The sequence below is a fragment of the Sandaracinomonas limnophila genome (assembly GCF_004005965.1).
GTDB lineage: Bacteria > Bacteroidota > Bacteroidia > Cytophagales > Spirosomataceae > Sandaracinomonas > Sandaracinomonas limnophila.
Window position 1 is genome coordinate 47008 of the sequence record NZ_SACY01000004.1, and the last position, 21537, is coordinate 68544.

Genomic DNA, 21537 nt, shown 5'->3' on the forward strand with positions numbered 1-21537 from the left:
ATTAATTTTTTTCAAGGGTGGTTTCAAATAACATATCTTTAAGCCACATGGGCACTAATTTCTTTCGTTGGTCCATGAGCAAATCAAATTCCGATTCCGGAATTTGCGTCACAAGCTTAATCATGGGCGATGCCACAAATGGAAAAACAATCATGCCCGCCAAATTCATTAAAAAATGTGCCGGATGAATATTTTTTACCTTTCCTTGTTTAACTAATTCCTGAAACTGCTTAAAAAAGTGCAATTCTGAAATCATGTGAAACATCGAAAATTTCTTTTGAAATTCTGCCCCATTCGACTTCACACAAGAAAGGATAAACAAGGGAACCTCCGGATTTTTCTTCAGGGTTTCAATATAAGTATTTACAAAACCATCGATTTTATCCATCAAGGAGGTATCAGGTTTATTCAAAATCTGAAATACCATTTGGAAAAAATCTTGAACCGTTTCCATCATGATCATTTCAAACAATGCCTTTTTACTCCGAAAATAATAATTCATCAAGGCCAAATTGATTCCTGCCTCCTTGGCAATATCCCTCGTTTTAGCCCCCTCGAAGCCTTTTTCTTGAAATATCTTCCGAGCCACCTCCTTAATTTTCTCTTCTGTTTGTAATTCTTTATCTGGCATTCCGATATAATTTGAATCAAATTTAAACAAATGTTTTAAACAACTGTTTAAATTTAGTGAAAAATATTCAAAAGGTAAAATTGTAATTTTCTTTTTTTTGTCGAAACTTTCTTTTATTTTCGAATTGAAAACAAAACGAAAATAAACGAAAGATGCTTTTGCCGAATCAAAGAAGAGAGAAAATCTTGGATTTATTGAAAGAAGATGGCTCCGCTAAGGTGGTTAGTCTGGCTAAACTGTTTAAAGTCACGGAGGTAACCATCCGTCAAGACCTTGAAAAGCTGGAAGCCGAAGGACTCATCATCAAAGAACATGGAGGCGCCTTTTTAAAAAACGCATTTGATGCTGCAAGGGGTCTGGCCTTGATGAATCAAGAAAACCTCGACAAAAAAGCCCTCATTGCTAAAAAGTGCATGGAATACATTGAAGTTGGGGACACCATCATTCTTGATTCAGGCTCTACGACCACAGAAATTGCTAAAAATTTAATTGGCTTCAAGCACTTAACGGTCATCACAAATGCCCTCAACATTGCCATGATGTTAGGCTCTGAGCCGGGCATTGAATTAATTGTAACAGGTGGAGAATTCAAACCGCCAACCTTGTCGCTTACCGGACAAAAAGCAGCCGATTTTTTCAAAGGATTAAACGTTCAAAAATTATTTTTAGCCACGGCGGGCATTTCCTTGAAATCTGGACTGACCTACCCTTCCATCAGCGACTTAGTCGTAAAAAAAGCGATGATAGATGCGGCGGAAACTACTTATTTGGTGGCAGATTCGACCAAAATTGGACAAAGTTCCCTGGCCAGTTTAGGAGCATTGTCCTTGATCGACTACGTCATTACGGACGAGGGCATCAGCGAAGCAGAAAAAGAACATTTTAGAAATAACGATATTGAATTAGTCATAGCAGAATAATGAAAACACAAGCAACTTTAGGAATCATCATTGGGAATCGCGATTTTTTCCCAGATAGTTTAGTCGAAAAAGCACGAACAGAAATTTTGGACGTCTTTCAAAAACTAGGAATAAATGCCGTTTTGTTAGACACCAATCAAAGCAAATTGGGGGGAATCGAAACCTTCCAGGAAGCTAAAACCTGTGCCGAATTGTTCAAAAAGCACAGAGATGAAATTTCTGGAATCTTGGTTTTGTTGCCAAATTTCGGAGATGAAAAAGGGGTTGCAGACACCTTGAAATTAGCGGATTTAAATGTGCCCGTTTTAGTTCAGGCTTACCCAGATGATTTAGCCAAAATGAATGTCGTGAATCGTCGCGATGCATGGTGCGGAAAGATTTCTGTTTGTAACAATTTATACCAGTACGGAATTAAGTACAGCCTAACTTCTCAACACGTTTCCGCTCCACAAGATCCAATTTTTCAAAAAGACTTGTTGAATTTCGTGGCAGTTTGCCGCGTAGTAAAAGGTTTAAAATCGGTACGTATCGGGGCAGTAGGTGCTCGTCCGGGAGCCTTCAATACGGTTCGTTATTCAGAAAAAATATTGCAAAGAAATGGTATCACCGTTACGACAGTAGACCTTTCTGAAATCTTAGGCAAAGCCAATAAATTAACGGTAAACGATCAAATTGTAAAGGACCATTTAGACAGCATCAAAGCCTATGCCCCACAAGGCAAAACGCCAAACGAGGCAATGATTCAAATTGCTAAATTGGATGTGGTCTTGAAGCAATTTATGGAGGAATATGATTTGGATGCAACAGCTATTCAATGCTGGACTTCTTTGCAACAAAATTACGGTTGCAACGTATGTACAAGCATGAGTATCATGAGCGAAAACATGCTTCCAAGTGCCTGCGAAGTAGATGTTACAGGGACATTAAGTATGTATGCGATGCAATTGGCATCCTCATCCCCTTCTGCTTTAGTCGATTGGAACAACAATTATGCAGATGATCCGGACAAGTGTGTCTTGTTCCACTGTGGAAACTGGGCAAAATCGTTTTTACCAGATATTGAAATTTCGAATGCCCCAATTTTGGGCACATCTGTTGGAGTAGAAAATACCTATGGTGCCTTAGATGGCAGAACTCCAGCCATGCCTTTAACCTATGGTAGAATCAGCACCGATGACCCGAAAGGTATCATCAAAGCATACATTGGTGAAGGCGAATTGACAAACGATCCATTGAGCACTTTCGGAAACCGTGCCGTTGCACAAATTCCAGATTTGCAAAAATTAATGAATTACGTGTGTAAAAACGGCTTTGAGCACCATGTAGTGATGAATGCCTCTAAAACAGCTGGAATTTTAGAAGAAGCCCTTGGCAATTATATGGGTTGGGAAATTTACAAACATTAAATATTTACCACCCCCGGCGCTTTGCGCCACCCCCTCCTTCACAAGGAGGGGGCTGGGGGGGAGGTCAAAAATTGGGAATAATGACAATTACACAATTAAAAGAAAAATCAAAAACCTATAGGAAAAAAATCCTAGAGTTGATTTTTCATGCGAAAGCCGGCCATACCGGCGGTTGTTTGTCCATCATAGACTTGCTCAATGTATTGTACAACCACGTACTCCGCATTCCTTCACCCAAAGACCCCTCTCGCGATCGCTTTATTCAAAGTAAGGGTCATGCGGTTGAGGCGCTTTATGTGGTCTTGGCCGATCAAGGATTTTTTCCAGAGGAAGATTTAAAAACTTTGGGACAATATCAATCGCCCTACATTGGTCACCCAACGAAGAAAATTCCGGGAATGGAGCAAAATACGGGTGGATTGGGCCACGGTTTATCCATTTGTGCCGGCAATGCCTTAGCAGCGAAAAAAGATAAATCGGACATCAAAGTGTACACCATTTTAGGGGATGGTGAAATGGCAGAAGGCTCCAATTGGGAAGCCATGATGTTTGCGGCACATTACAAATTGGATAATTTATGTGGCATTTTAGACTACAATAAATTACAGATTTCAGGTGCAAATGCGCAGGTAATGGGACTTGAACCTATTAAGCAAAAGATTGAATCCTTTGGCTGGTCGGTGAAAGAAGTGGATGGACACAATATCGAGGAATTGGTGAACACCTTTGATCAATTACCTTTTGAAAACGGAAAACCTTCTTTTATCATTGCCCACACAGTAAAAGGCAAAGGCGTATCCTACATGGAAAATGTGGCGAAATGGCACCACGGCGTACCGAGTGCCGAACAATTAGAACAAGCATTAGCTGAATTAGCATAAAATGAAAGCGAACTTAGAAGTATTTTCAGAAACCTTACAAGCCCTTGCCGAAAAAGATCAGCAGATATTGGCGGTCACCAGCGATTCGCGTGGTTCTGGAAAATTAGTACCCTTTGGTGAAAAATTCCCAGACCAAATCGTTGAAATTGGCATAGCCGAACAAAATTTAGTAGGAGTTGCTGCCGGATTAGCCGCCATGGGAAAAAAGGCATTTGCCGTTTCTCCAGCCTGTTTTCTGACCGCTCGTTCTTTGGAACAAATCAAAAACGATGTGGCCTATTCTAACAATCCCGTTCGTTTAATTGGTATTTCTGCCGGAGTAAGTTACGGTGCTTTAGGCAGCACTCACCACAGTTTACACGATTTTGCAGTAGTTCGTGCCATCAACAATTTACCAGTTGTAGCCCCAGCTGATGCTTTTGAAACAGAAGAGGTCATTAAATATGCGGCAGCAACTGACGAACCTATTTACATTCGTTTTGGCAAGAAAAACATGCCTGATTTAGGTCAGTCTTTGTCCCCAAAATTTGAAATCGGAAAAGCTCGTTTGATAAAAGAAGGAAACGATATCACCTTAATTGGAACAGGAGAAACCGTTTGGCCCTGTCTGGAAGCCGCAATATTATTGAAAGAAAAGGGAATATCTGCAAAAGTGATTTCCATGCATACCATTAAACCCTTGGACACCACATTATTGGCTGAATTAGGAGCGACAAGAAAACCCATCATCACCGTTGAAGAACATTCTATTTTTGGCGGATTAGGAGAAGCCGTTTCCTCCTATTTGTTCCAAAACCAATATTTTGTTCCTTTTAAAATCATGGGATTCCCAGGCGAATATACCGTTACGGGTTCTCAAACAGAAATTTTTGAACATTATGGAATCTCCGACAAAGGGATTCAACAAGAAGCACTAAACCTATTAAAAAAATGAAATACGTTTTAGCCCTTTGTGGACTATTGCTTTTTGGCTGTTCTTCCAAAGAATCGGCCGAAAAACCCAAAATAGCCGTAGTCATTTCAACGCTCAACAATCCATGGTTTGTTGTTTTGGGAGAATCAGCGGTGAAAAATGCAGAAAAATTGGGCTATGAAGCCAAATTGTTTGATTCGCAAAACAATCCAGCCACCGAATCGGACCATTTTGAAAATCTGATTTCTTCCGGATTTGATGCGATTTTGTTCAATCCAACCGACGCCGATGGATCCATTGCCAATATTCTAAAAGCAAAAGAAGCGGGAATTCCTGTTTTTTGCATGGACCGTGAAGTAAACTCTAACGATGCGGCAACTTCCCAAATCCTATCCGATAACTACACAGGCTGCGTGGCCATCGGAGTAGAATTTGTAAAGCAATTGCACGGAAAAGGAAATTATGTGGAAATTTTGGGCTTAGCGGGCGACAATAACACCTACGCACGTTCCAATGGGTTTCATACCGTGGTAGATAAATTCAAAGGCTTGAAAATGCTTGGCCAACAAAATGGCGATTTCGATCGCAATAAGGCCATGGAAGTGATGGAATCGATGATGCAAGCGAATCCAGACTTACAGGCCGTTTTCTGTGGAAACGATGCCATGGCACTGGGTGCTTATCAGGCCATTCAATCGGCTGGGAAATCGCAACAAATTAAAGTATTTGGATTTGATGGAGCAGATGAGGTCGTACAAAAAATCAAGGAAGGAAAAATCGTTGCCACGGGCATGCAATACCCGAAAATCATGGCGAAAACTGCAGCAGAATTTGCGGTTGAATTTTTCAAGGGAAGAAAAGACTTTCCACAACATATACCTATGGCTGTCAATTTAGTTAATTCCAAAACTGCTAAACATTACTAAGATGCTACGAAAAATATTAATCTCAGTCATTGCAATTGTTTTGGTTACCCAATCGGTTCGTTTCGAGAAACTTAGCGAGCATGTCAAAACCGCAGCTGGAAACGCTGATTACGCAAATTTCACCGAAAAGGTAAAAAATATTATACAAAAAGGGGTATTAGAAAATTCTTTGTTGACAGAAGAATCTCAATTAATTAAACAATTAAACAACAATCTAACTAATGCCAAAAAAGAATTGGGAAATCGATTGGGAATTGGTGAGTCGGCCTACTTTTTAGTGAAAGGAAAATCTACCATTGCATCCATCAACGAAAATGAAATTCAATTGGCCAATGGATCCGTGATTGATACACAATTTATTTTCGGAAACGAAATTAGAGATGCTTCCAGAATGGTGAAATTGGAAGATTTTAAATCGCAAAAAGATTTAAATGCCCTGACGGAAGCATTAAATAAGCATGTAAGAGAGGTAATCATCCCCCAAGAAATCAAAGGTCTAAAAGTTGGTGATAACATTTCGTACATTGGGGCCTGTGAGGTGGCGCCAACAGATATTCCCGTAAAAGCATTGACTATTTATCCCGTAGAAATCAAACATTAAGATGTTAGAAGTTCAGAATCTTACGATGGAGTTTCCGGGGGTGAAAGCCCTTGATGGGGTAAACTTATCCTTTGAAAAAGGAAAAATCAATGCGCTTTTGGGAGAAAACGGTGCTGGAAAATCTACCTTGTTAAAAATTTTATCGGGAGTTTATCAAGGCTATTCCGGAGAAATTCGAATGAATGGCCAAACAGTTTCCTTTCCGGACACCATTGCTTCACAAGCAGCGGGCATTGCCATCATCCATCAAGAATTAAATCTTTTCCCCAATCTAACAATTTGCGAAAACATCTTTTTAGGCAAGGAAATTGAAAATAAATTCGGACTACTAGATAAGCAATCCATGAACGCGATATGTCTAGACCTATTAAAACAGGTGGGCGTAAAAGCTAATCCAAATACTCGTGTAGGCGATTTAAAAGTCAGCGAACAACAACTCATTGAAATAGCCAAAGCATTGCACAGCAAAGCATCTGTCATTTTGATGGATGAGCCAACTTCAGCCTTGTCCGACCAAGAAATTGACCGATTGCATCAGCTCATCCGAAATTGGCAGTCGCAAGGAAAAACCATCGTGTACATTTCGCACAAAATGGACGAGCTTTTCCGAATCACAGAATACTACCAAGTACTAAGAGATGGCAAAAGTATTGCTTATGGATGGATGAAAGACACCACCGAAGCCCAACTCATTGCTCACATGGTGGGTAGAAATGTAGTGATTGAAAAAAAGAAGGAAAATTATGTCCAAAAGGAGATTGCCATCGATGTAAAAAATTTGTCATTAAGAAATCAGGACTCCAAAATTTCTAATCGTCTACAAAATATTCATTTCAAAGCCTATAAAGGCGAAATTTTAGGAATTTTCGGACTCATGGGTGCAGGTAGAACTGAATTATTGGAGACTTTATTCGGACTTCATCCAGAATATTCAGACATGCAGATTTTTTTACATGGAAATGTCAAAAAAATTGCAAGTCCAGCTGATGCCATTTTAAACAAAATGGCCTTTGTTACCGAGGATCGAAAAAAGGACGGCTTGGTGATGGAACAGGATTTGACCTTTAATATTAGTTTGCCAAACCTGGAACTTTTCGAATGGCTGAAAGACGAACCGGCAAAAGCTAAAGCAGAACAATATCGCACCGATTTACGTATCAAAAGTTCATCTGTGGAACAATTATGCGGAAAATTAAGTGGGGGAAATCAACAAAAAGTAATCCTAGCCAAATGGCTTTCAACCAATCCTGAAATATTGTTGCTCGACGAACCCACACGTGGAATTGACATCCAAGCCAAAGACGAAATATACCAATTAATGAAGCAAATAGCCTCCAAAGGCACTTGCATCTTGTTTGCCTCCTCCGAAATTCCAGAAATTTTAGCACTTGCAGATCGCGTGTTAGTGATGTGCAACGGACAAATTCAAGCGGAATTAACAGGAGATTTACTCAATGAACATAACCTATTAAAAGAAGCACTACCCAAACTATGATATCTTCTTCAATCCTTAAAAAATCACAATCGCTCATCGCCCTTTTACTGTTGATGATTGTGCTGAGCATTGTCACCGACAAATTCCTAACCGCAGGTAATTTGTGGAATGTATTGCGACAAATATCTGTCAACATGTGTTTGTCCATCGGTATGACCCTGGTCATCCTAACTGCTGGAATTGACCTTTCGGTTGGGGCAGTGTTGGGGCTTTCGGGTGCCATTTGTGCAGGCTTGTTAAAATCTGGCATCTCCATTCCTGCCATGGATTTATGGATTGGCTTTACCGTTTTAGGGGCCATCGTTGCTGCCATTACGGTAGGAACGGCCCTTGGATTATTCAACGGTTGGGTGATTACTCGCTTTTCGGTCCCTCCTTTTGTAGCAACACTTTCTATGTTAACTGTTGCTCGCGGATTAACCTTTTTATACACACAAGGACAACCCATTTCTGATTTAGGGGCGAATTTTGAAAAAATAGGCGCAGCATGGTTTTTGGGTGTGCCCGTACCTGTTTGGATTTCGGCTTTATTTATTTTGGTGTTTTATGTTCTAACCACCAAAACCAGTTTAGGTCGTTTCATTTATGCTATTGGAGGTAACGAAAAAGCCGCTCAGGTTTCTGGAGTACCCATCCAAAAAGTAAAATGGATCGTCTATGCACTTTCAGGCGCCATGGCTGCCATTGGTGGGGTATTAGTTACGTCTCGACTCAATTCGGCCCAACCCAATGCAGGAATCAATTATGAATTAGATGCCATTGCCGCCATCGTGATTGGAGGCACATCGCTTTCGGGTGGACAAGGCTCCGTAAAAGGAACGATCATTGGCGCGATTTTAATTGGCGTATTGAATAATGGTTTGGTTTTACTGAACGTATCGCCTTTTTGGCAGCAGGTTGTGAAAGGACTGGTGATTTTACTAGCAGTTATTGTAGATAAAATGAATCAAAAAGCTAAATAAATGGAAGACTTAATTTTAGCGATTGATCAAGGAACCAGCAGCACAAAAGCGCTGCTAATGAATGCACAGGCAACAGTGGTTAGTGAAGGAATTTCAGACCTAGAAACAACTTATTTTCCTAATGGTCTTGTTGAGCAAGATCCTTATGCTATTTTAGCCAGTGTTGAAAAAGCTGTTCGAGCATGTGTAGAAGGAATTGAAATTGAAAAAATAAAAAGCATAGGCATCAGCAACCAGCGAGAAACTTTTGTCTTGTGGAATGCAAAAGGTGAACCTGTTTTCCCGGCAGTTGTTTGGGCCTGCAAACGATCTACACAAATTTGTGACGACCTAAAAGAGCAAAACGAATGGATTCAGGAAAAAACAGGCTTAATTATAGACCCCTATTTTTCGGGCACAAAATTATTGTGGATTTTAGAAAATCATCCTCAAATAAAAACTGAATTAGAACAAGGGAATTTATTTTTTGGAACTGTTGATACTTGGTTATTAATTAAATTAACAAATGGTAAATCGTATTTTACCGATTTAACAAATGCAAGTCGAACTTTATTTTTAAATCTCAAAACTTTGACTTGGGATAAAGATATTTTAACTACTTGGGGATTGAAAAATTTAAATTTACCAACACTTAAAAGATCTTCTGACGACTTTGGAAGTACCGATTTATTTGGACTTTCCAAAAATCCTATTCAAATCGGCGCAATGATTGGCGATTCCCATGCCTCGATGTTTGGTGAAACGTGTTTTGAAGAGGGTGACACCAAAATGACCTTAGGTACGGGTTGTTCCTTGTTGATGAGCCTTGGCAGTTCTCCTAAAAAATCTACCAACGGCCTATTAAGCACCATTGGTTGGAGTACGAAAAATCAAGTTGTTTTCGCTTGGGAAGGAGCTATTGTAGCTTGTGGTTCCATGATTGAGTGGTTGAAAAATTCAATGAAAGTAATTGAAGATGTCAAACAAACTGCCGCCATTGCCGAATCGGTGAAGGACGAAAAGGGAGTCTTTTTAGTACCCTCATTTAGCGGAATGGGAGCCCCCTTTTGGCAAATGGATCGAAAAGCTTCTTTTGTAGGCATGACCTTTGGAACAAGTCCAGCCCAATTGGTAAAAGCCACTTTGGAAAGCATTGCCTTTCAAATCAAGGCCGTAACAGATGCCATGGAATCTGATTTAGGAAAACCCATCCTACAAATTGCCATGCACGGAGGATTGTCGAAAAACACCTTTGTTCAAAACTGCTTGAGTGAATTAATTGCAGCAAACATTCAAGTGCAAGACAATCCAAACATTTCTGCCCAAGGTGCCGCCTTTTTAGCCGGCCTTCAAGCAGGTATCTATTCCGATTTATTTGAATTGAAACAAAAAATAAAGATTCAAACCTTACAAAAACAAAGTAAAAACACTGCTCTTTTACAACAATTTGAAGAGTGGAAAAACATTATCCATACCAATACCTTTTAAAAATGAAAAAGTTATTTATCCTATTTACTACCGTTTTGATGTCCTTTGGGGCACTCGCTAAAGGCAATTTACCCCGCACCATTGTGACAACAGATGGAGAAATCGACGACGTCGACACCTTCATCCGTATGCTACTTTACACCAACGAATTTCACGTGGAAGGCCTTATTTATTCAAGCTCCATGTGGCATTACAAAGGTGATGGCAAAGGCACCAAATTTGAATCTGAAATGCCATCGACTAAAAAAATATATGGTGTTCGAACCGACTTGCGTTGGGCTGGTGTTACTTGGATTCAAGATTTATTGGACCAATATGCTAAAGTGTATCCAAACTTATTGTTACACAGCAAAAACTACCCTACCCCAGACTATCTGAAATCTTTGGTAAAAGTAGGAAACATTGAGTTTGAAGGAGAAATGGAGAAAATTACCGCAGGTTCAGAGTTGATTAAACAAAAATTGATGGATGAAAGTGATGCAGAAGAAATTTATTTGCAAGCTTGGGGTGGCACCAACACCATTGCTCGGGCCTTAAAATCTATTGAAGACGAAAATAAAAACAAGCCAAATTGGGCAGCTATTAAAAGCAGAATTTCAAAAAAGGCCATCATTTACACCATTATGGATCAAGATGCCACCTACAAAAAGTACATTGGCGTCAACTGGCCAGAGATCAGAGTATTTTATAATGCCAACCAGTTTTGGTGCATGGCTTATCCATGGAAACGCCAAGTGCCAAAATCATTCCAAAAATACTTTGAAGGAACATTTATGGGTCCTTTAATCAATGAGCACGGTCCTCTTTTGAAAAAATATTATTCCTATGGTGATGGACAGAAACAAGAAGGAGACGAAGAACACAATCACGGAAATTTAGAAAAAATCACAAAAGACGGAATATACAAGAAATTCGATTTCATTTCAGAAGGGGATTCTCCAGCATTTTTAAATTTAATGGATACGGGTTTAGACAATTATAAAAATCCTTCTTATGGTGGATGGGGTGGTCGATTTGTGAAGGCAAAAGATAACCCGTTCCGTTTCGAAGACGGAGAAACGGCTGCCGATTTGAATCCGGAAACTGGCAAAATGGACAAAGCTTTTCCACAGACTCGTTGGTTGGAAGCCATGCAATTAGACTTTTTAGCACGTGCCGAATGGTGTATCAAACCTTATGAGGCTGCCAATCATGCCCCATGGATTACAGTGAAAGAAGGCACACAATTATGGGCAAATGCTGGCGAGAAAATCACTTTGCATGTTTCTGCCCAAGACAAAGACAAAAACAATGTGGTACAATTTAAGGCTTGGCCTTATGCAGAAGCAGGCGATGGAAAAGCTACTACTCTTTTGGAAGGGAATATGGTAAAAGTACAAATTCCTTCTACAGCCAAAAAAGGCGATAAATACCATGTGATTGTGGAAGGAACCGACAATGGAACTCCACAGTTGACTCGCTACAGAAGAGTAGTGATTAGCGTTATGTAAATAAAAATATACCGATAAACCTATTTAATTGAAATGAAAAAAATCTTAGTATTTGGTGCATTTATTGCACTTTCAACAACCGCTTGGGCACAAAGAAGACCCAATAATGTAGTATCAACGGATATTCAACCGGACAATTCGGTAATTTTCCGAATCAAAGCACCGGAAGCTACGAAAGTAGAGGTTTCTGGAACTTGGCCAAGAGCTTTGAAGAATATAATCCCAATGATTAAAAAGGATTCAATTTTTGAAGTAAAGGTTGGCCCTATGCCTTCGGACATGTATGAATACGAGTTTATCGTAGATGGTATTCCAACCTTGGATCCTAATTCAAGTTTAGTTACCAGAGATGGTGCTTGGATTCAAGGAGCCATGTTTGTTCCGGGTGCAGAGGCAGATGTGTACGACACCAAAAATGTGCCTCACGGAACTTTAACTTCGGTTTGGTACAACTCTCCATCCATTGGCATGGAACGTAAAATGAACATTTATACCCCACCCGGATACGAAAAAGGGAACAAAAAATACCCTGTAATGTACTTGTTACACGGCGGGGGCGGTGATGAAGAAGTGTGGTTGAGTCGCGGTCGTGCCAACTACATTTTAGACAATTTAATTGCATCAGGTAAAGCAGAACCGATGATTGTGGTTATAACGAATGGCAATCCAAATACCCCGGGTGCTCCTTTGAGTCGTCCACAAGCCATGAACAAAACCTTGCCTGCCGGCATAGGATCGATGGCATCGGGAGTATTTGAAAAGAGTTTAGTAGAAGATGTAGTTCCTTATATTGAGAAAAACTATCGCGTGATAGCGGATGCTAATCACCGTGCTTTAACCGGTTTTTCGATGGGAGGTTACCAAACACAAAACATCAGTAATGCACATCCTGAAATGTTCAAATACATTGGCGTAATGAGCATGGGTTTGTTTTCTTCTGCCTTGAGAGGTCCGAGTACCTACAGCAAAGAGGCGCATGTAAAACAATTGAAAGCCTTGCAAGCAAGCAATCCAAAAGTGTATTGGATTGGCATGGGAAATCATGATTTCTTATACGATAGCGGGGTCAAATTGCGTGCCTTATACGATGAGGTAGGCTTAAAATACACCTACCGCGAAAACGAAGGAACACACGATTGGAACTCTTGGAGAATGTATTTGAAAGAATTTTCTCAATTGTGTTTTAAATAATATATTTGCAATGTTTCGTCTTAACGAAACATTGCCGTCATTTAATCCTTAACGAAAGATTTGAATGCAGCGAAAGGCGAGGCTTTGACAATGCGCATAGGCTATGTGCGTATGTGTCAAAGATAAAAGCCGTTAGCGTAATGAAAATCGGTCCGCTTGCGGATTCGTTTTTGATTAAATGAAAAGTTTTTTTGATTCTTTTTTTTCAAAAAAAGAAGACTTAATTATAGCAAAATGAAAACTTATACTTTAGAAGAAGTTCAAGACAAATTAATTGGCAAAAAAGGTACCCCAGAAAGAGATTTATTTGAATATGAACTTCAGATAGACTTGATAGGAGACGCCATTAAAAAAACTAGAATTGAGCGACAATTGACCCAAGAGGAATTAGGCAAACAAATTGGCGTTCAAAGAGCCCAAATTTCAAGACTTGAAAATCATACAGGAAATGTGACCTTAGAAACCTTAATTAAAGTTTTTGCTGCATTAAGAGCAAAAGTAACCTTACAAATTGAACTATGAAAAATTTACAAATTAAACAATTGGCAATCCTGCTTATCATTTGTTTGTTAGGCGTAAACGCACAGGCCCAACAAACAAAAAAACGCGTGATCGTTTTAACCGACATCGAAGCAGATCCAGACGATTCGCAATCGCTGATTCGATTTTTAATGTACAGTAATCAGTGGGACATTGAAGGATTGGTGGCAACCACTTCCATCCATCAAAAAACCACCGTATTTCCTGAATCCATTCACAAAATTTTGGGTGCCTACCAAAAGGTACAGCCCAATATGCTGTTACATGAAAAAGGATTTCCTTCGTATGAAAGTTTAAAAGCTTTGGTCAAAAAAGGTTTACCTGTGTATGGTATGGAAGGCGTTGGCGCCGGGAAAGATTCGGAGGGCTCCAATTGGATTGTTCAACAATTATTGAAAAAAGACGATCGTCCTATTTGGTTTAGCATTTGGGGAGGACCTAATACCCTGTCCCAAGCGCTCTACAAAATCAAAGAAACCTTGCCAGCTGCTGAAGCCACAAAGGTTTTTCAAAAAGTTCGAATTTATACCATTTCAGACCAAGACGATTCGGGTCCATGGATTCGTAAAACCTTTCCTGACATCTTTTTTGTAGTTACTCCAGGCTATAGTTATTCTTATGCAACTTGGTTGGGGATGTCGGCCAAAGCACCAGGCTCAGACCAGGAATCTGTTTCCAATGAATGGTTGGCAAAAAACATCCAACAAGGTCATGGTCCATTGGGAGCCTTATATCCTGACGTAGCATACGGTATGGAAGGAGATACTCCCGCTTATTTAGGATTGATTGAAAACGGTTTGAACAATGCAAACCACCCGAACATTGGCGGTTGGGGAGGTCGATACGAATTGTATGTACCCAAATTTAGAGATTCTAATTCAGGCGGATTTAGGAGAGAAAATTGGCCAAAAGATGAGCCGGAAACAAGAGCCATTTGGACCAACGCAGAAGATTCTTTGCGTGGATTAGACAAGGTGGCCTACAAAAGCAACACAGCCACTATTTGGCGTTGGAGAACTGCTGTACAAAACGACTTCGCTGCAAGAATTGATTGGACCACCAAAAAGTTCAACGAAGTGAATCACCCTCCAGTCGTAAAAACTACGCATCCCGATAATTTTACAGTAAAATCCGGAGATGAATTTTTCTTAAATGCAGAGGGAACCATCGATCCTGATGGAGATTCGATGAGTTATTTGTGGTTTCAATACAAAGAAGCAGGTACCTATCCAGGCTATGTAAGCACCAGGCCCTATTCTCCTAATTTGTATCGTTTACCCATTACCGCTCCTAAAGTAGATAAGCCTGAAACGATTCATTTTATTTTACAAGTAACAGACAAAGGTACACCTGCTTTGACGAGGTATAAGAGAGTAGTGGTGAGGGTGGAACCGAAATAATTGTTAATTGTTAATTGTTAATTGTTAATTGTTAATTGTTAATTGTTAATTGTTAATTGTTAATTGTTAATTGTTAATTGTTAATTAAGTCGAAAATAGTTTTCATAAACAAACTTTTAAGGATTTATTTTAATTCTGTTTTCAAAAAAAATTAACAATTAACAATTAATAATTAACAATTAGAACAGCTTCTCCTGAGGAGGCTTCACTCCTGCCAAACGGATGTACACTGTTGTTTGTCCTCGGTGGTGAGTTTGGTGCTCAAAGCATTTGTTTAGAGCTGTGCCTTTGCTCATTTCAAAACGTCCAAACATTTTTACTGTTTCTTTGAAAGAGGCATCCGACATTTTGCCAATCGCATTGATCACAAAATCGTAACTCGCATTAACTAATTTGGTTACGTTCGCTTTTGATTGGTCAGTTGCTTTTTCAGATTCACCCATTCCTACTGGACTTTTCTCTCCGGATGCTGCAGATGCAAACGCATAATTGGCATCAGTGAAGTGCAACATTTGCTGCGCAAAAGAACGCATTTCAGGAGTGGGTTTTAAGTCGTACTTTTCTGCGGGCATTGCATCAAGGTACTCTTGAGTGTACGCCTTGGCACGCTGCCATTCTTTAATCATCTCTTCTTTGGATTGTCCCAACATAACATTACTTACTAAAAGTGTTACAAAAAATAAAAGTGTTTTAATCGTTTTCATACGTATGATTATTTTGTTTTTGCAAATCTATACAAATTAGTGTAAATTTGTAACTAATTTTAGTAAATACTGGTAACCAAATGGTAACTAACACAATTTCTCGCTTAATTGAAAATCCACACAATTGTCCAGTAACCCGTGCCATGAGTATCATTGGAGGTAAATGGAAGCCTATTATTCTTAATTGCATCGGCGAAAAATCCTTGCGATTTGGAAAATTAAGACAATACATTCCCGCCATTTCCAACAAAGTGCTAAGCAACGAACTGAAGGAATTGGAGCAATTTGGCTTAATTGAGCGTATAGAATACAAAGAATTGCCTCCACGTGTAGAATATCATTTAACACAAGCTGGCAGATCACTATTACCAATTCTTCATGAAATTGCTCGCTGGGGAAAAACCGAATTGGCCATAGAAATTATAGAAAAAGCGAGTTAATTGAACCATAAAATTTTATGCAACTAAGTAGTAACACTAAAAACAAAATCATTTTTGTCCTAGGGGTATTGTCGGCCATCGGGCCATTGTCGATCGACATGTACCTGCCAGCCTTTAAAAACATTGCCACAGCGCTTCATTCCTCTCAAGTAGAAGTAGGTTATACGCTTTCCAGTTTCTTTTTTGGAATCTGTTTAGGACAATTGATCAATGGTCCGATGCTCGACCATTTTGGCAGAAAACGCGTCTTGTACATCGGATTAGGCATCTATGTGGTATCTTCGATTGCTTGCACCTTATGTACCACGGTAGATCAATTAATTGTCCTGCGATTTTTCCAAGCCTTAGGTGCCAGTGTGGGCATGGTGGCACCCAATGCGGTTGTACGCGAAACGTTTGAAGAAGAAGATCGTCCGAAGGTACTTTCTTTGTTAATATTAATTTTGGGTGTTAGCCCCATTTTAGCACCAACTTTGGGCAGCATTATCCTTTCCACTTCAAGTTGGCCCTATATTTTTTGGGTTTTGGCAGCCATTATGTTAACCATGATCTTCCTCATCAAGGCCTGGTTGCCTGAAAATCCGGAACAATTGAGTGGTGAAGCAAGACCAAAGCTTTCATTAAAGGAAATTGGAAAGGGTTACATAGGTGCTTTTCAAGAGAAAAAATTCATTGGCTTTGCCTTTGCAGGAGCCATCGGTTCAGGAAGTATTTTTGCTTATGTGACCGGAGCCCCTCTAACATTCTTAAACTTTTATCACCTCAACGAACAACAATTTGGCTGGGTATTTGCCATCGTGGCCTCTGGAATTATAAGTGCAAGTCAATTAAACACACTTATTTTAAAAAGAAAATCGAGTGTGCAAGTTTTGGCAGTCGCCTTACCCGCTCAATTTGTTTTCGGATTATTGATGGTTATTGGGGTTCATTTTGATCTATTGAATATGCCACTTTTAATTGCCCTTCTATTTTTGATGTTGGCATGCCAAGGTTTAGTTTTCCCCAATATGGCCACAGTGGCACTTCGTCCGATTGAAAAAAATGCGGGTTCTGCTTCTGCGCTAATGGGTGCCTTACAAATGGCCATGGGCTCTTTTAGTGCATCTTTAGTGGGTATTTTATATACGGGCAACGCGGCTTCCATGGCAATGGTCATGACTGCTTGCGTGGGCATTGCAACGCTTATTTTTTATTGGAATAAGAAGCAGGCGGTGTAAAAAAGCCCCAAATGGGGCTTTTTTTTATTTCTTCAACACCAACTCCACCACTCCAAACTCACCTGCTTTACCATATCTTTCCATTGCCTTTTCGCCTTTCCAAACATTCATGCTGGCAATTTTGTCGGGACTCACTTGATTCACATTTTGGTCCAAGGCAATTTTCCCATCAATCACAAGCAATTTTCTTTTCGCGCGCTGTGCATCAAAAAACTTAATCATTTGGGCAAAGTAAGGGTCAATCATCACACCTGGACCATGTCCACCGCCAGGTATCAACACGTATTCGCTTTGTATTTTTTGCTCCTTTAATTTTGCCTGCAATTTTTCACTTTGACAAAAGGGAACCAAAGGGTCTTTATCCCCATGGAAAATTAAAAAAGGTGCTGAATGGGGATTTACAAATGATATCGGATTAGCTAGGTTGGCCAAGTCTTTATTGTCTTGAATGGGTGCACCTATCAAACTTGATTCCGGCGATTTCGAATCATCGTGTTTCATCGAACTTCCGCAGGCGTCCATACTTAAAAATTCTGTTGGACCAAACCAATCTACCACCGCATCCACATTACTTGGTGTGTCTAAAAATTTACCCACTTTACCTTCTAAATCAGCCGATATTCCATTGATTTCAACCGTTTTCTTAAAATTACTTGTACCTGCAGAGGCAGAAAGGTGTCCGCCTGAAGAAAAACCAGAAATACCAATAAAGCCAGGACTTAAAGAAAAGGTTGCCGCATTAGCACGAATAAATCGGATAGCAGCTTTTACATCTTGAATCTGTGCTGGCCAGATAGCATCTTTGCTTGAGCGATGATTGATACTCACTACAGCATAGCCTGCTTTAAGTAAACTTTGTCCAAATCCAGTTAAAAAAACGGTTCCTTTTGAGGAGTTCGAAAAAAAAGCACTTCCGTAAATAGTAACAATTACCGGGAAGGGGCCCTTCCCCTCTTTGGGTAGAAAAATGTCTAATTTATGTCCAATGATTTGATCTCCTGCATAATCCACTTCTATCCATGATTTGGAAGCTTCTACATACGATTTAGAATAATCGGGAGCGTTTTGGGCGAAAGTTGAAGAGGTAAGAAGAAATAGGGATAAGGTATAAGGGAAGAGGGATGATTTTAAGGATTTCATAGGTTTTTTCAAAATTTTATAAATGTACTGATAATTTTAAGACCTGATTTATAATTGTAAAAAATGAACAAAAATAATTCGTAATTTTGGAGAACCAATTCAAATTAAATGAAACTATTATTAGAAATTGAGGACAATAAGGCATCACACCTTTTAGAGGTGTTGAAATCCTTGCCTTATGTAAAAACTACAGAAATTTCTAAAGAAAAAGCAGAGTTGATTCAAACAGTAAACGAATCCATTCAAGAATATAATTTAATTCGAAAAGGAAAATTGAAGGGAATATCTGCTAACCAACTACTTGATGAATTATGAAATTATTGCCGTTCCAAATTTTCTAAAAGAAGTAAAAAAATTATCAAAAAAATACGCATCTCTGAAGTCTGATCTTTCAGATTTGTTTTTAAGCTTAGAAAAAAATCCAACTTTAGGAACCCCACTTGGAAGGAATTGTTTCAAAATAAGATTAGCAATTACATCAAAATCCAAAGGGAAAAGTGCTGGAGCAAGAATTATTACTAATTTTACAATTTCTGAGAATAAAATATATTTACTTTCCATTTTTGATAAATCGAATAAAGAAAGTTTAACAGACAAGGAGCTAATAGATCTCTTTAAATCAATAGAATAAATCAAAACAATGTCTCAAAAACCTTACGATTACCTGATTGTTGGAGCTGGATTTTTTGGCAGTATATGTGCGCATGAACTGCAAAAACGTGGAAAAAAGGTTTTGGTGATTGAGAAAAGAAACCATATTGGAGGGAATTGTTATACAGAAAATCGGGACGGCATTAATATTCATTATTACGGTGCGCATATTTTTCATACCTCAAACAAAACCGTTTGGGATTGGATTAATCAATTTGCAGAATTCAATCATTTTACCAATCGAGTTGTAGCCAATTATAAAGGTAAATTATTTGCATTACCCTTTAATATGTGGACTTTCCACCAATTATGGGGTGTAATTACACCCGATGAGGTAAAAAAGAAAATTGAAGAACAAGGAAGTTATATCCAAAATCCGCAAAACCTAGAGGAACAAGCCATCCACTTAGTTGGAAAAGATGTCTACGAGACCCTGATCAAAGGATATACTGCCAAGCAATGGATGAAAGATCCAAAGGAATTGCCCAAGGAAATCATCAAGCGTTTACCCGTTCGTTACACCTTTGACACCAATTATTTCAACGATCCTTACCAAGGAATTCCTAAAGGTGGATACACCCAAATTTTTGAAAAATTATTGGAAGGTATTGAGGTGCAATTGGGGGTTGACTTCTTGGCAAGCAAAACAGAATGGTTAGACAAAGCCGACAAAGTGATTTATACAGGACCCATTGATGCCTATTTCAATTATGAATTTGGGCCTTTGGAATACAAATCGGTTACCTTAGATCTGCAAAAAAAGGATACAGATAATTTCCAAGGAAATGCGGTGGTGAACTACACTGAACAGGAAATTCCATATACAAGAATCATTGAACACAAACATTTTGAGTTTGGTACTACAGATTCAACTTGGATAAGCTATGAATATCCTACCCCATACGAGGCACAAAAAACAGAGCCATATTACCCTGTAAACGATGCGACAAATAATGCCTTGTTCCAAAAATACAAAGAAAAAGCTGCCGAATTTCCAAATGTAATTTTTGGGGGTCGTTTAGCAGAGTACAAGTATTATGACATGCACCAAATCATTGAGCGAGCCTTAGATTTTTTAGCCAATCACTGAGACGCCAATCAATTTTCCGATTCCAAAAGTGATCGCAGCTGCGGCGAGTCCAAATAATACTTGACGCATCCCTGATGACCAAATGCTTTTACCAGTAAAAAGGGTAATGGCACTACCAATACCAAATAATCCCAATGCACTCATACCTGCACTTAGCAAAATAGCTTGAGTTCCACCGGTAAAAAAGAATGGGAAAACTGGAATAATGGCGCCTAATGCAAACAACAAAAAGGAAGTTACGGCCGCTTCCATAGCAGAACCTTCCAAGTCTTCCGGATTAATCCCCAATTCCTCTCGAATTAATAAGGCATGTGCTTTGTCTTTATCTGCCATTATTTCCTTGGCCATTTGATGTGCCTGTGCCTCGTCGATCCCTTTTGCCAAATAGATCAAAGCAATTTCTCTTTCCTCACCTTCCGGATTCACCTCCAACTCTTCCATCTCAAGTTCCATTTGGTTTTCAGATAATTCCTTAGAGCTTTGAACGGATATCCACTCACCCAAGGCCATCGACAAGGCTCCCGCCAATAGACCTGCTAAACCAGTTAATAATACTTCTTTTTGTCCAGAACTTGCCCCAGCAATCCCCATCACCAAACTGAAATTTGAAACTAAGCCATCATTCCCACCTAAAACTGCAGCACGCAAGGCATTTCCACCAACAGACCGATGTCTTTTTTCAAATCTGGCAAGGGTTGGCCCAGATAATTCCTTATGATGGGATAAAACATTTTTCAAAATACTGACATGAGCAGTGTCAGAAATGGAAGATTTTGTATTGGTTTTTTTTCTAGCAGAAATTATAGAATTAGACAAGCCCTTTTCGGTGTCCATTAAAACTCCTAATATGTAATCATTTCCAAAAAGTTTACCTATCAATTTTAAAACTTTTGCCCGATTTGAAGGTCCCGGCATGGCAGATTCTGGCAAATTATTTTTGACCATAAATGCCTTAGCGTGACCTAGTTCTATATCACTCATTTCGGAAAAAACCTTCGAAACAAGTGAATCGGTCTCTGTTTCTGCCAAAATTCCATACAGAAAACTTGCGTCAATTTCGGTTTGAATATGCTTTAAATCTGAAGAGTCCATAGTGCTTTACTTTGTGAATATTTTTTTTACATCCTGGGTTTTCTAAAAACCATTTTTTAGACAAGTCCATTAATTTATCAGGACTCATTCTAAATTATATAGTACTTTAAAATGACAGAATTTAAATAATTTTGTTCCGAACGTAAGAGTTTATCTTGTCCCTTAATCCAAACAAGATAAAAATAATTACAAATAATATAAATAGAAAACAGAAATTAGAAAGCACATTTTTTTTAAGAATGTGCTTTTTTATTTAAATTTATTTAAATTAATTCTATAAAACTCCTCCGTGACCGTATATTTCTTTGCATTTCTTTACATTTATCTGACAATAATTATATTGTTTTTTAACGTCAAGTTAAACAGAAATGCCATATACC

At 39.0% G+C, this 21537-nt stretch carries 22 protein-coding genes; 18 read left to right on the top strand and 4 right to left on the bottom strand.

Annotated elements, in window-relative coordinates; all coding sequences use genetic code 11:
• Position 1: 1 nt before the first annotated feature.
• Entirely contained in the window at positions 2–631 is a 630-nt protein-coding gene (locus EOJ36_RS08900) for a TetR/AcrR family transcriptional regulator (RefSeq protein WP_127804523.1), read from the bottom strand.
• Between the two features lie 152 nt (positions 632–783).
• Here EOJ36_RS08900 and EOJ36_RS08905 point away from each other — a divergent pair, with 152 nt between their 5' ends.
• The 13 genes from EOJ36_RS08905 to EOJ36_RS08965 all read left to right on the top strand — a co-directional run bounded on the left by EOJ36_RS08905 (position 784) and on the right by EOJ36_RS08965 (position 14823).
• Positions 784–1551: a DeoR/GlpR family DNA-binding transcription regulator gene (locus tag EOJ36_RS08905; RefSeq protein ID WP_127804525.1), complete on the top strand. Its 768-nt coding sequence runs from the start codon at positions 784–786 to the stop codon at positions 1549–1551.
• Complete coding sequence (locus EOJ36_RS08910) at positions 1551–2957, top strand: L-fucose/L-arabinose isomerase family protein (protein WP_127804527.1); 1407 nt, start codon at positions 1551–1553, stop codon at positions 2955–2957. Before EOJ36_RS08905 ends, EOJ36_RS08910 begins: the two co-directional genes overlap by 1 nt.
• An 80-nt stretch (positions 2958–3037) precedes the next feature.
• On the top strand, positions 3038–3838 hold the full coding sequence (locus EOJ36_RS08915; protein ID WP_127804529.1) for a transketolase: 801 nt from the start codon (positions 3038–3040) through the stop codon (positions 3836–3838).
• 1 nt (position 3839) lies between these two features.
• A complete protein-coding gene (locus EOJ36_RS08920) occupies positions 3840–4772 on the top strand; it encodes a transketolase family protein (protein ID WP_127804531.1) in 933 nt (310 codons plus the stop codon).
• Positions 4769–5677 carry a D-ribose ABC transporter substrate-binding protein gene (locus tag EOJ36_RS08925; RefSeq protein ID WP_127804533.1) on the top strand — a complete coding sequence of 303 codons (909 nt, stop codon included), beginning with the start codon at positions 4769–4771 and terminating at the stop codon, positions 5675–5677. Before EOJ36_RS08920 ends, EOJ36_RS08925 begins: the two co-directional genes overlap by 4 nt.
• 1 nt (position 5678) lies before the next feature.
• Entirely contained in the window at positions 5679–6278 is a 600-nt protein-coding gene (locus EOJ36_RS08930) for a DUF2291 family protein (protein ID WP_127804535.1), read from the top strand.
• A 1-nt stretch (position 6279) separates the two neighbouring features.
• On the top strand, positions 6280–7773 hold the full coding sequence (locus tag EOJ36_RS08935) for a sugar ABC transporter ATP-binding protein (protein ID WP_127804537.1): 1494 nt from the start codon (positions 6280–6282) through the stop codon (positions 7771–7773).
• Positions 7770–8735 carry an ABC transporter permease gene (locus tag EOJ36_RS08940; protein WP_127804539.1) on the top strand — a complete coding sequence of 322 codons (966 nt, stop codon included), beginning with the start codon at positions 7770–7772 and terminating at the stop codon, positions 8733–8735. The genes EOJ36_RS08935 and EOJ36_RS08940 overlap by 4 nt, the downstream gene beginning before the upstream one ends.
• A complete protein-coding gene (locus tag EOJ36_RS08945) occupies positions 8736–10202 on the top strand; it encodes an FGGY family carbohydrate kinase (protein WP_127804541.1) in 1467 nt (488 codons plus the stop codon).
• Between the two features lie 2 nt (positions 10203–10204).
• On the top strand, positions 10205–11692 hold the full coding sequence (locus EOJ36_RS08950; RefSeq protein WP_127804543.1) for a DUF1593 domain-containing protein: 1488 nt from the start codon (positions 10205–10207) through the stop codon (positions 11690–11692).
• Between the two features lie 33 nt (positions 11693–11725).
• On the top strand, positions 11726–12883 hold the full coding sequence (locus tag EOJ36_RS08955; RefSeq protein ID WP_127804545.1) for an alpha/beta hydrolase-fold protein: 1158 nt from the start codon (positions 11726–11728) through the stop codon (positions 12881–12883).
• A gap of 234 nt (positions 12884–13117) precedes the next feature.
• Entirely contained in the window at positions 13118–13405 is a 288-nt protein-coding gene (locus tag EOJ36_RS08960; protein WP_127804547.1) for a helix-turn-helix domain-containing protein, read from the top strand.
• Positions 13402–14823: a DUF1593 domain-containing protein gene (locus EOJ36_RS08965; protein WP_127804548.1), complete on the top strand. Its 1422-nt coding sequence runs from the start codon at positions 13402–13404 to the stop codon at positions 14821–14823. The genes EOJ36_RS08960 and EOJ36_RS08965 overlap by 4 nt, the downstream gene beginning before the upstream one ends.
• A 179-nt stretch (positions 14824–15002) precedes the next feature.
• Here EOJ36_RS08965 and EOJ36_RS08970 read toward each other — a convergent pair whose 3' ends face one another.
• Positions 15003–15527, bottom strand: a complete 525-nt coding sequence (locus tag EOJ36_RS08970; protein WP_127804550.1) for a DinB family protein — start codon at positions 15525–15527, stop codon at positions 15003–15005.
• 80 nt (positions 15528–15607) lie between these two features.
• On the opposite strand from EOJ36_RS08970, the gene EOJ36_RS08975 reads away from it, so the two are divergent.
• Both EOJ36_RS08975 and EOJ36_RS08980 read left to right on the top strand, forming a co-directional pair.
• Positions 15608–15967: a winged helix-turn-helix transcriptional regulator gene (locus tag EOJ36_RS08975; RefSeq protein ID WP_127804552.1), complete on the top strand. Its 360-nt coding sequence runs from the start codon at positions 15608–15610 to the stop codon at positions 15965–15967.
• Between the two features lie 17 nt (positions 15968–15984).
• On the top strand, positions 15985–17184 hold the full coding sequence (locus EOJ36_RS08980; protein WP_127804554.1) for a multidrug effflux MFS transporter: 1200 nt from the start codon (positions 15985–15987) through the stop codon (positions 17182–17184).
• 24 nt (positions 17185–17208) lie between these two features.
• Here EOJ36_RS08980 and EOJ36_RS08985 read toward each other — a convergent pair whose 3' ends face one another.
• Positions 17209–18324 (bottom strand): alpha/beta hydrolase, encoded by a 1116-nt coding sequence (locus EOJ36_RS08985; protein ID WP_127804556.1) that lies wholly within the window; start codon positions 18322–18324, stop codon positions 17209–17211.
• Positions 18325–18432: 108 nt separating this feature from the next.
• Between EOJ36_RS08985 and EOJ36_RS08990 the strand changes: the two genes are divergently transcribed.
• The 3 genes from EOJ36_RS08990 to glf are packed head-to-tail and all read left to right on the top strand — an operon-like array spanning position 18433 to position 20065.
• Entirely contained in the window at positions 18433–18639 is a 207-nt protein-coding gene (locus tag EOJ36_RS08990) for a hypothetical protein (RefSeq protein ID WP_127804558.1), read from the top strand.
• On the top strand, positions 18629–18955 hold the full coding sequence (locus EOJ36_RS08995) for a hypothetical protein (RefSeq protein ID WP_127804560.1): 327 nt from the start codon (positions 18629–18631) through the stop codon (positions 18953–18955). The genes EOJ36_RS08990 and EOJ36_RS08995 overlap by 11 nt, the downstream gene beginning before the upstream one ends.
• Positions 18956–18964: 9 nt before the next feature.
• Positions 18965–20065: a UDP-galactopyranose mutase gene (gene glf / locus EOJ36_RS09000; RefSeq protein WP_127804561.1), complete on the top strand. Its 1101-nt coding sequence runs from the start codon at positions 18965–18967 to the stop codon at positions 20063–20065.
• Here the strand turns inward: glf and EOJ36_RS09005 are convergent.
• On the bottom strand, positions 20051–21157 hold the full coding sequence (locus EOJ36_RS09005; RefSeq protein WP_127804563.1) for a VIT1/CCC1 transporter family protein: 1107 nt from the start codon (positions 21155–21157) through the stop codon (positions 20051–20053). The two genes, glf and EOJ36_RS09005, sit on opposite strands and share 15 nt — an antisense overlap.
• Positions 21158–21537 lie beyond the last annotated feature (380 nt).

Coding starts and splice junctions, on each gene's coding strand:
- EOJ36_RS08950 (WP_127804543.1), top strand. CDS start 10,205: ATGAAAAAGTTATTTATCCTATTTACTACCGTTTTGATGTCCTTTGGG.
- EOJ36_RS08930 (WP_127804535.1), top strand. CDS start 5,679: ATGCTACGAAAAATATTAATCTCAGTCATTGCAATTGTTTTGGTTACC.
- EOJ36_RS08935 (WP_127804537.1), top strand. CDS start 6,280: ATGTTAGAAGTTCAGAATCTTACGATGGAGTTTCCGGGGGTGAAAGCC.
- EOJ36_RS08955 (WP_127804545.1), top strand. CDS start 11,726: ATGAAAAAAATCTTAGTATTTGGTGCATTTATTGCACTTTCAACAACC.
- glf (WP_127804561.1), top strand. CDS start 18,965: ATGTCTCAAAAACCTTACGATTACCTGATTGTTGGAGCTGGATTTTTT.
- EOJ36_RS08940 (WP_127804539.1), top strand. CDS start 7,770: ATGATATCTTCTTCAATCCTTAAAAAATCACAATCGCTCATCGCCCTT.
- EOJ36_RS08985 (WP_127804556.1), bottom strand. CDS start 18,324: ATGAAATCCTTAAAATCATCCCTCTTCCCTTATACCTTATCCCTATTT.
- EOJ36_RS08980 (WP_127804554.1), top strand. CDS start 15,985: ATGCAACTAAGTAGTAACACTAAAAACAAAATCATTTTTGTCCTAGGG.
- EOJ36_RS08960 (WP_127804547.1), top strand. CDS start 13,118: ATGAAAACTTATACTTTAGAAGAAGTTCAAGACAAATTAATTGGCAAA.
- EOJ36_RS08920 (WP_127804531.1), top strand. CDS start 3,840: ATGAAAGCGAACTTAGAAGTATTTTCAGAAACCTTACAAGCCCTTGCC.
- EOJ36_RS08970 (WP_127804550.1), bottom strand. CDS start 15,527: ATGAAAACGATTAAAACACTTTTATTTTTTGTAACACTTTTAGTAAGT.
- EOJ36_RS08905 (WP_127804525.1), top strand. CDS start 784: ATGCTTTTGCCGAATCAAAGAAGAGAGAAAATCTTGGATTTATTGAAA.
- EOJ36_RS08945 (WP_127804541.1), top strand. CDS start 8,736: ATGGAAGACTTAATTTTAGCGATTGATCAAGGAACCAGCAGCACAAAA.
- EOJ36_RS09005 (WP_127804563.1), bottom strand. CDS start 21,157: ATGGACTCTTCAGATTTAAAGCATATTCAAACCGAAATTGACGCAAGT.
- EOJ36_RS08975 (WP_127804552.1), top strand. CDS start 15,608: ATGGTAACTAACACAATTTCTCGCTTAATTGAAAATCCACACAATTGT.
- EOJ36_RS08995 (WP_127804560.1), top strand. CDS start 18,629: ATGAATTATGAAATTATTGCCGTTCCAAATTTTCTAAAAGAAGTAAAA.
- EOJ36_RS08990 (WP_127804558.1), top strand. CDS start 18,433: ATGAAACTATTATTAGAAATTGAGGACAATAAGGCATCACACCTTTTA.
- EOJ36_RS08910 (WP_127804527.1), top strand. CDS start 1,551: ATGAAAACACAAGCAACTTTAGGAATCATCATTGGGAATCGCGATTTT.
- EOJ36_RS08925 (WP_127804533.1), top strand. CDS start 4,769: ATGAAATACGTTTTAGCCCTTTGTGGACTATTGCTTTTTGGCTGTTCT.
- EOJ36_RS08965 (WP_127804548.1), top strand. CDS start 13,402: ATGAAAAATTTACAAATTAAACAATTGGCAATCCTGCTTATCATTTGT.
- EOJ36_RS08900 (WP_127804523.1), bottom strand. CDS start 631: ATGCCAGATAAAGAATTACAAACAGAAGAGAAAATTAAGGAGGTGGCT.
- EOJ36_RS08915 (WP_127804529.1), top strand. CDS start 3,038: ATGACAATTACACAATTAAAAGAAAAATCAAAAACCTATAGGAAAAAA.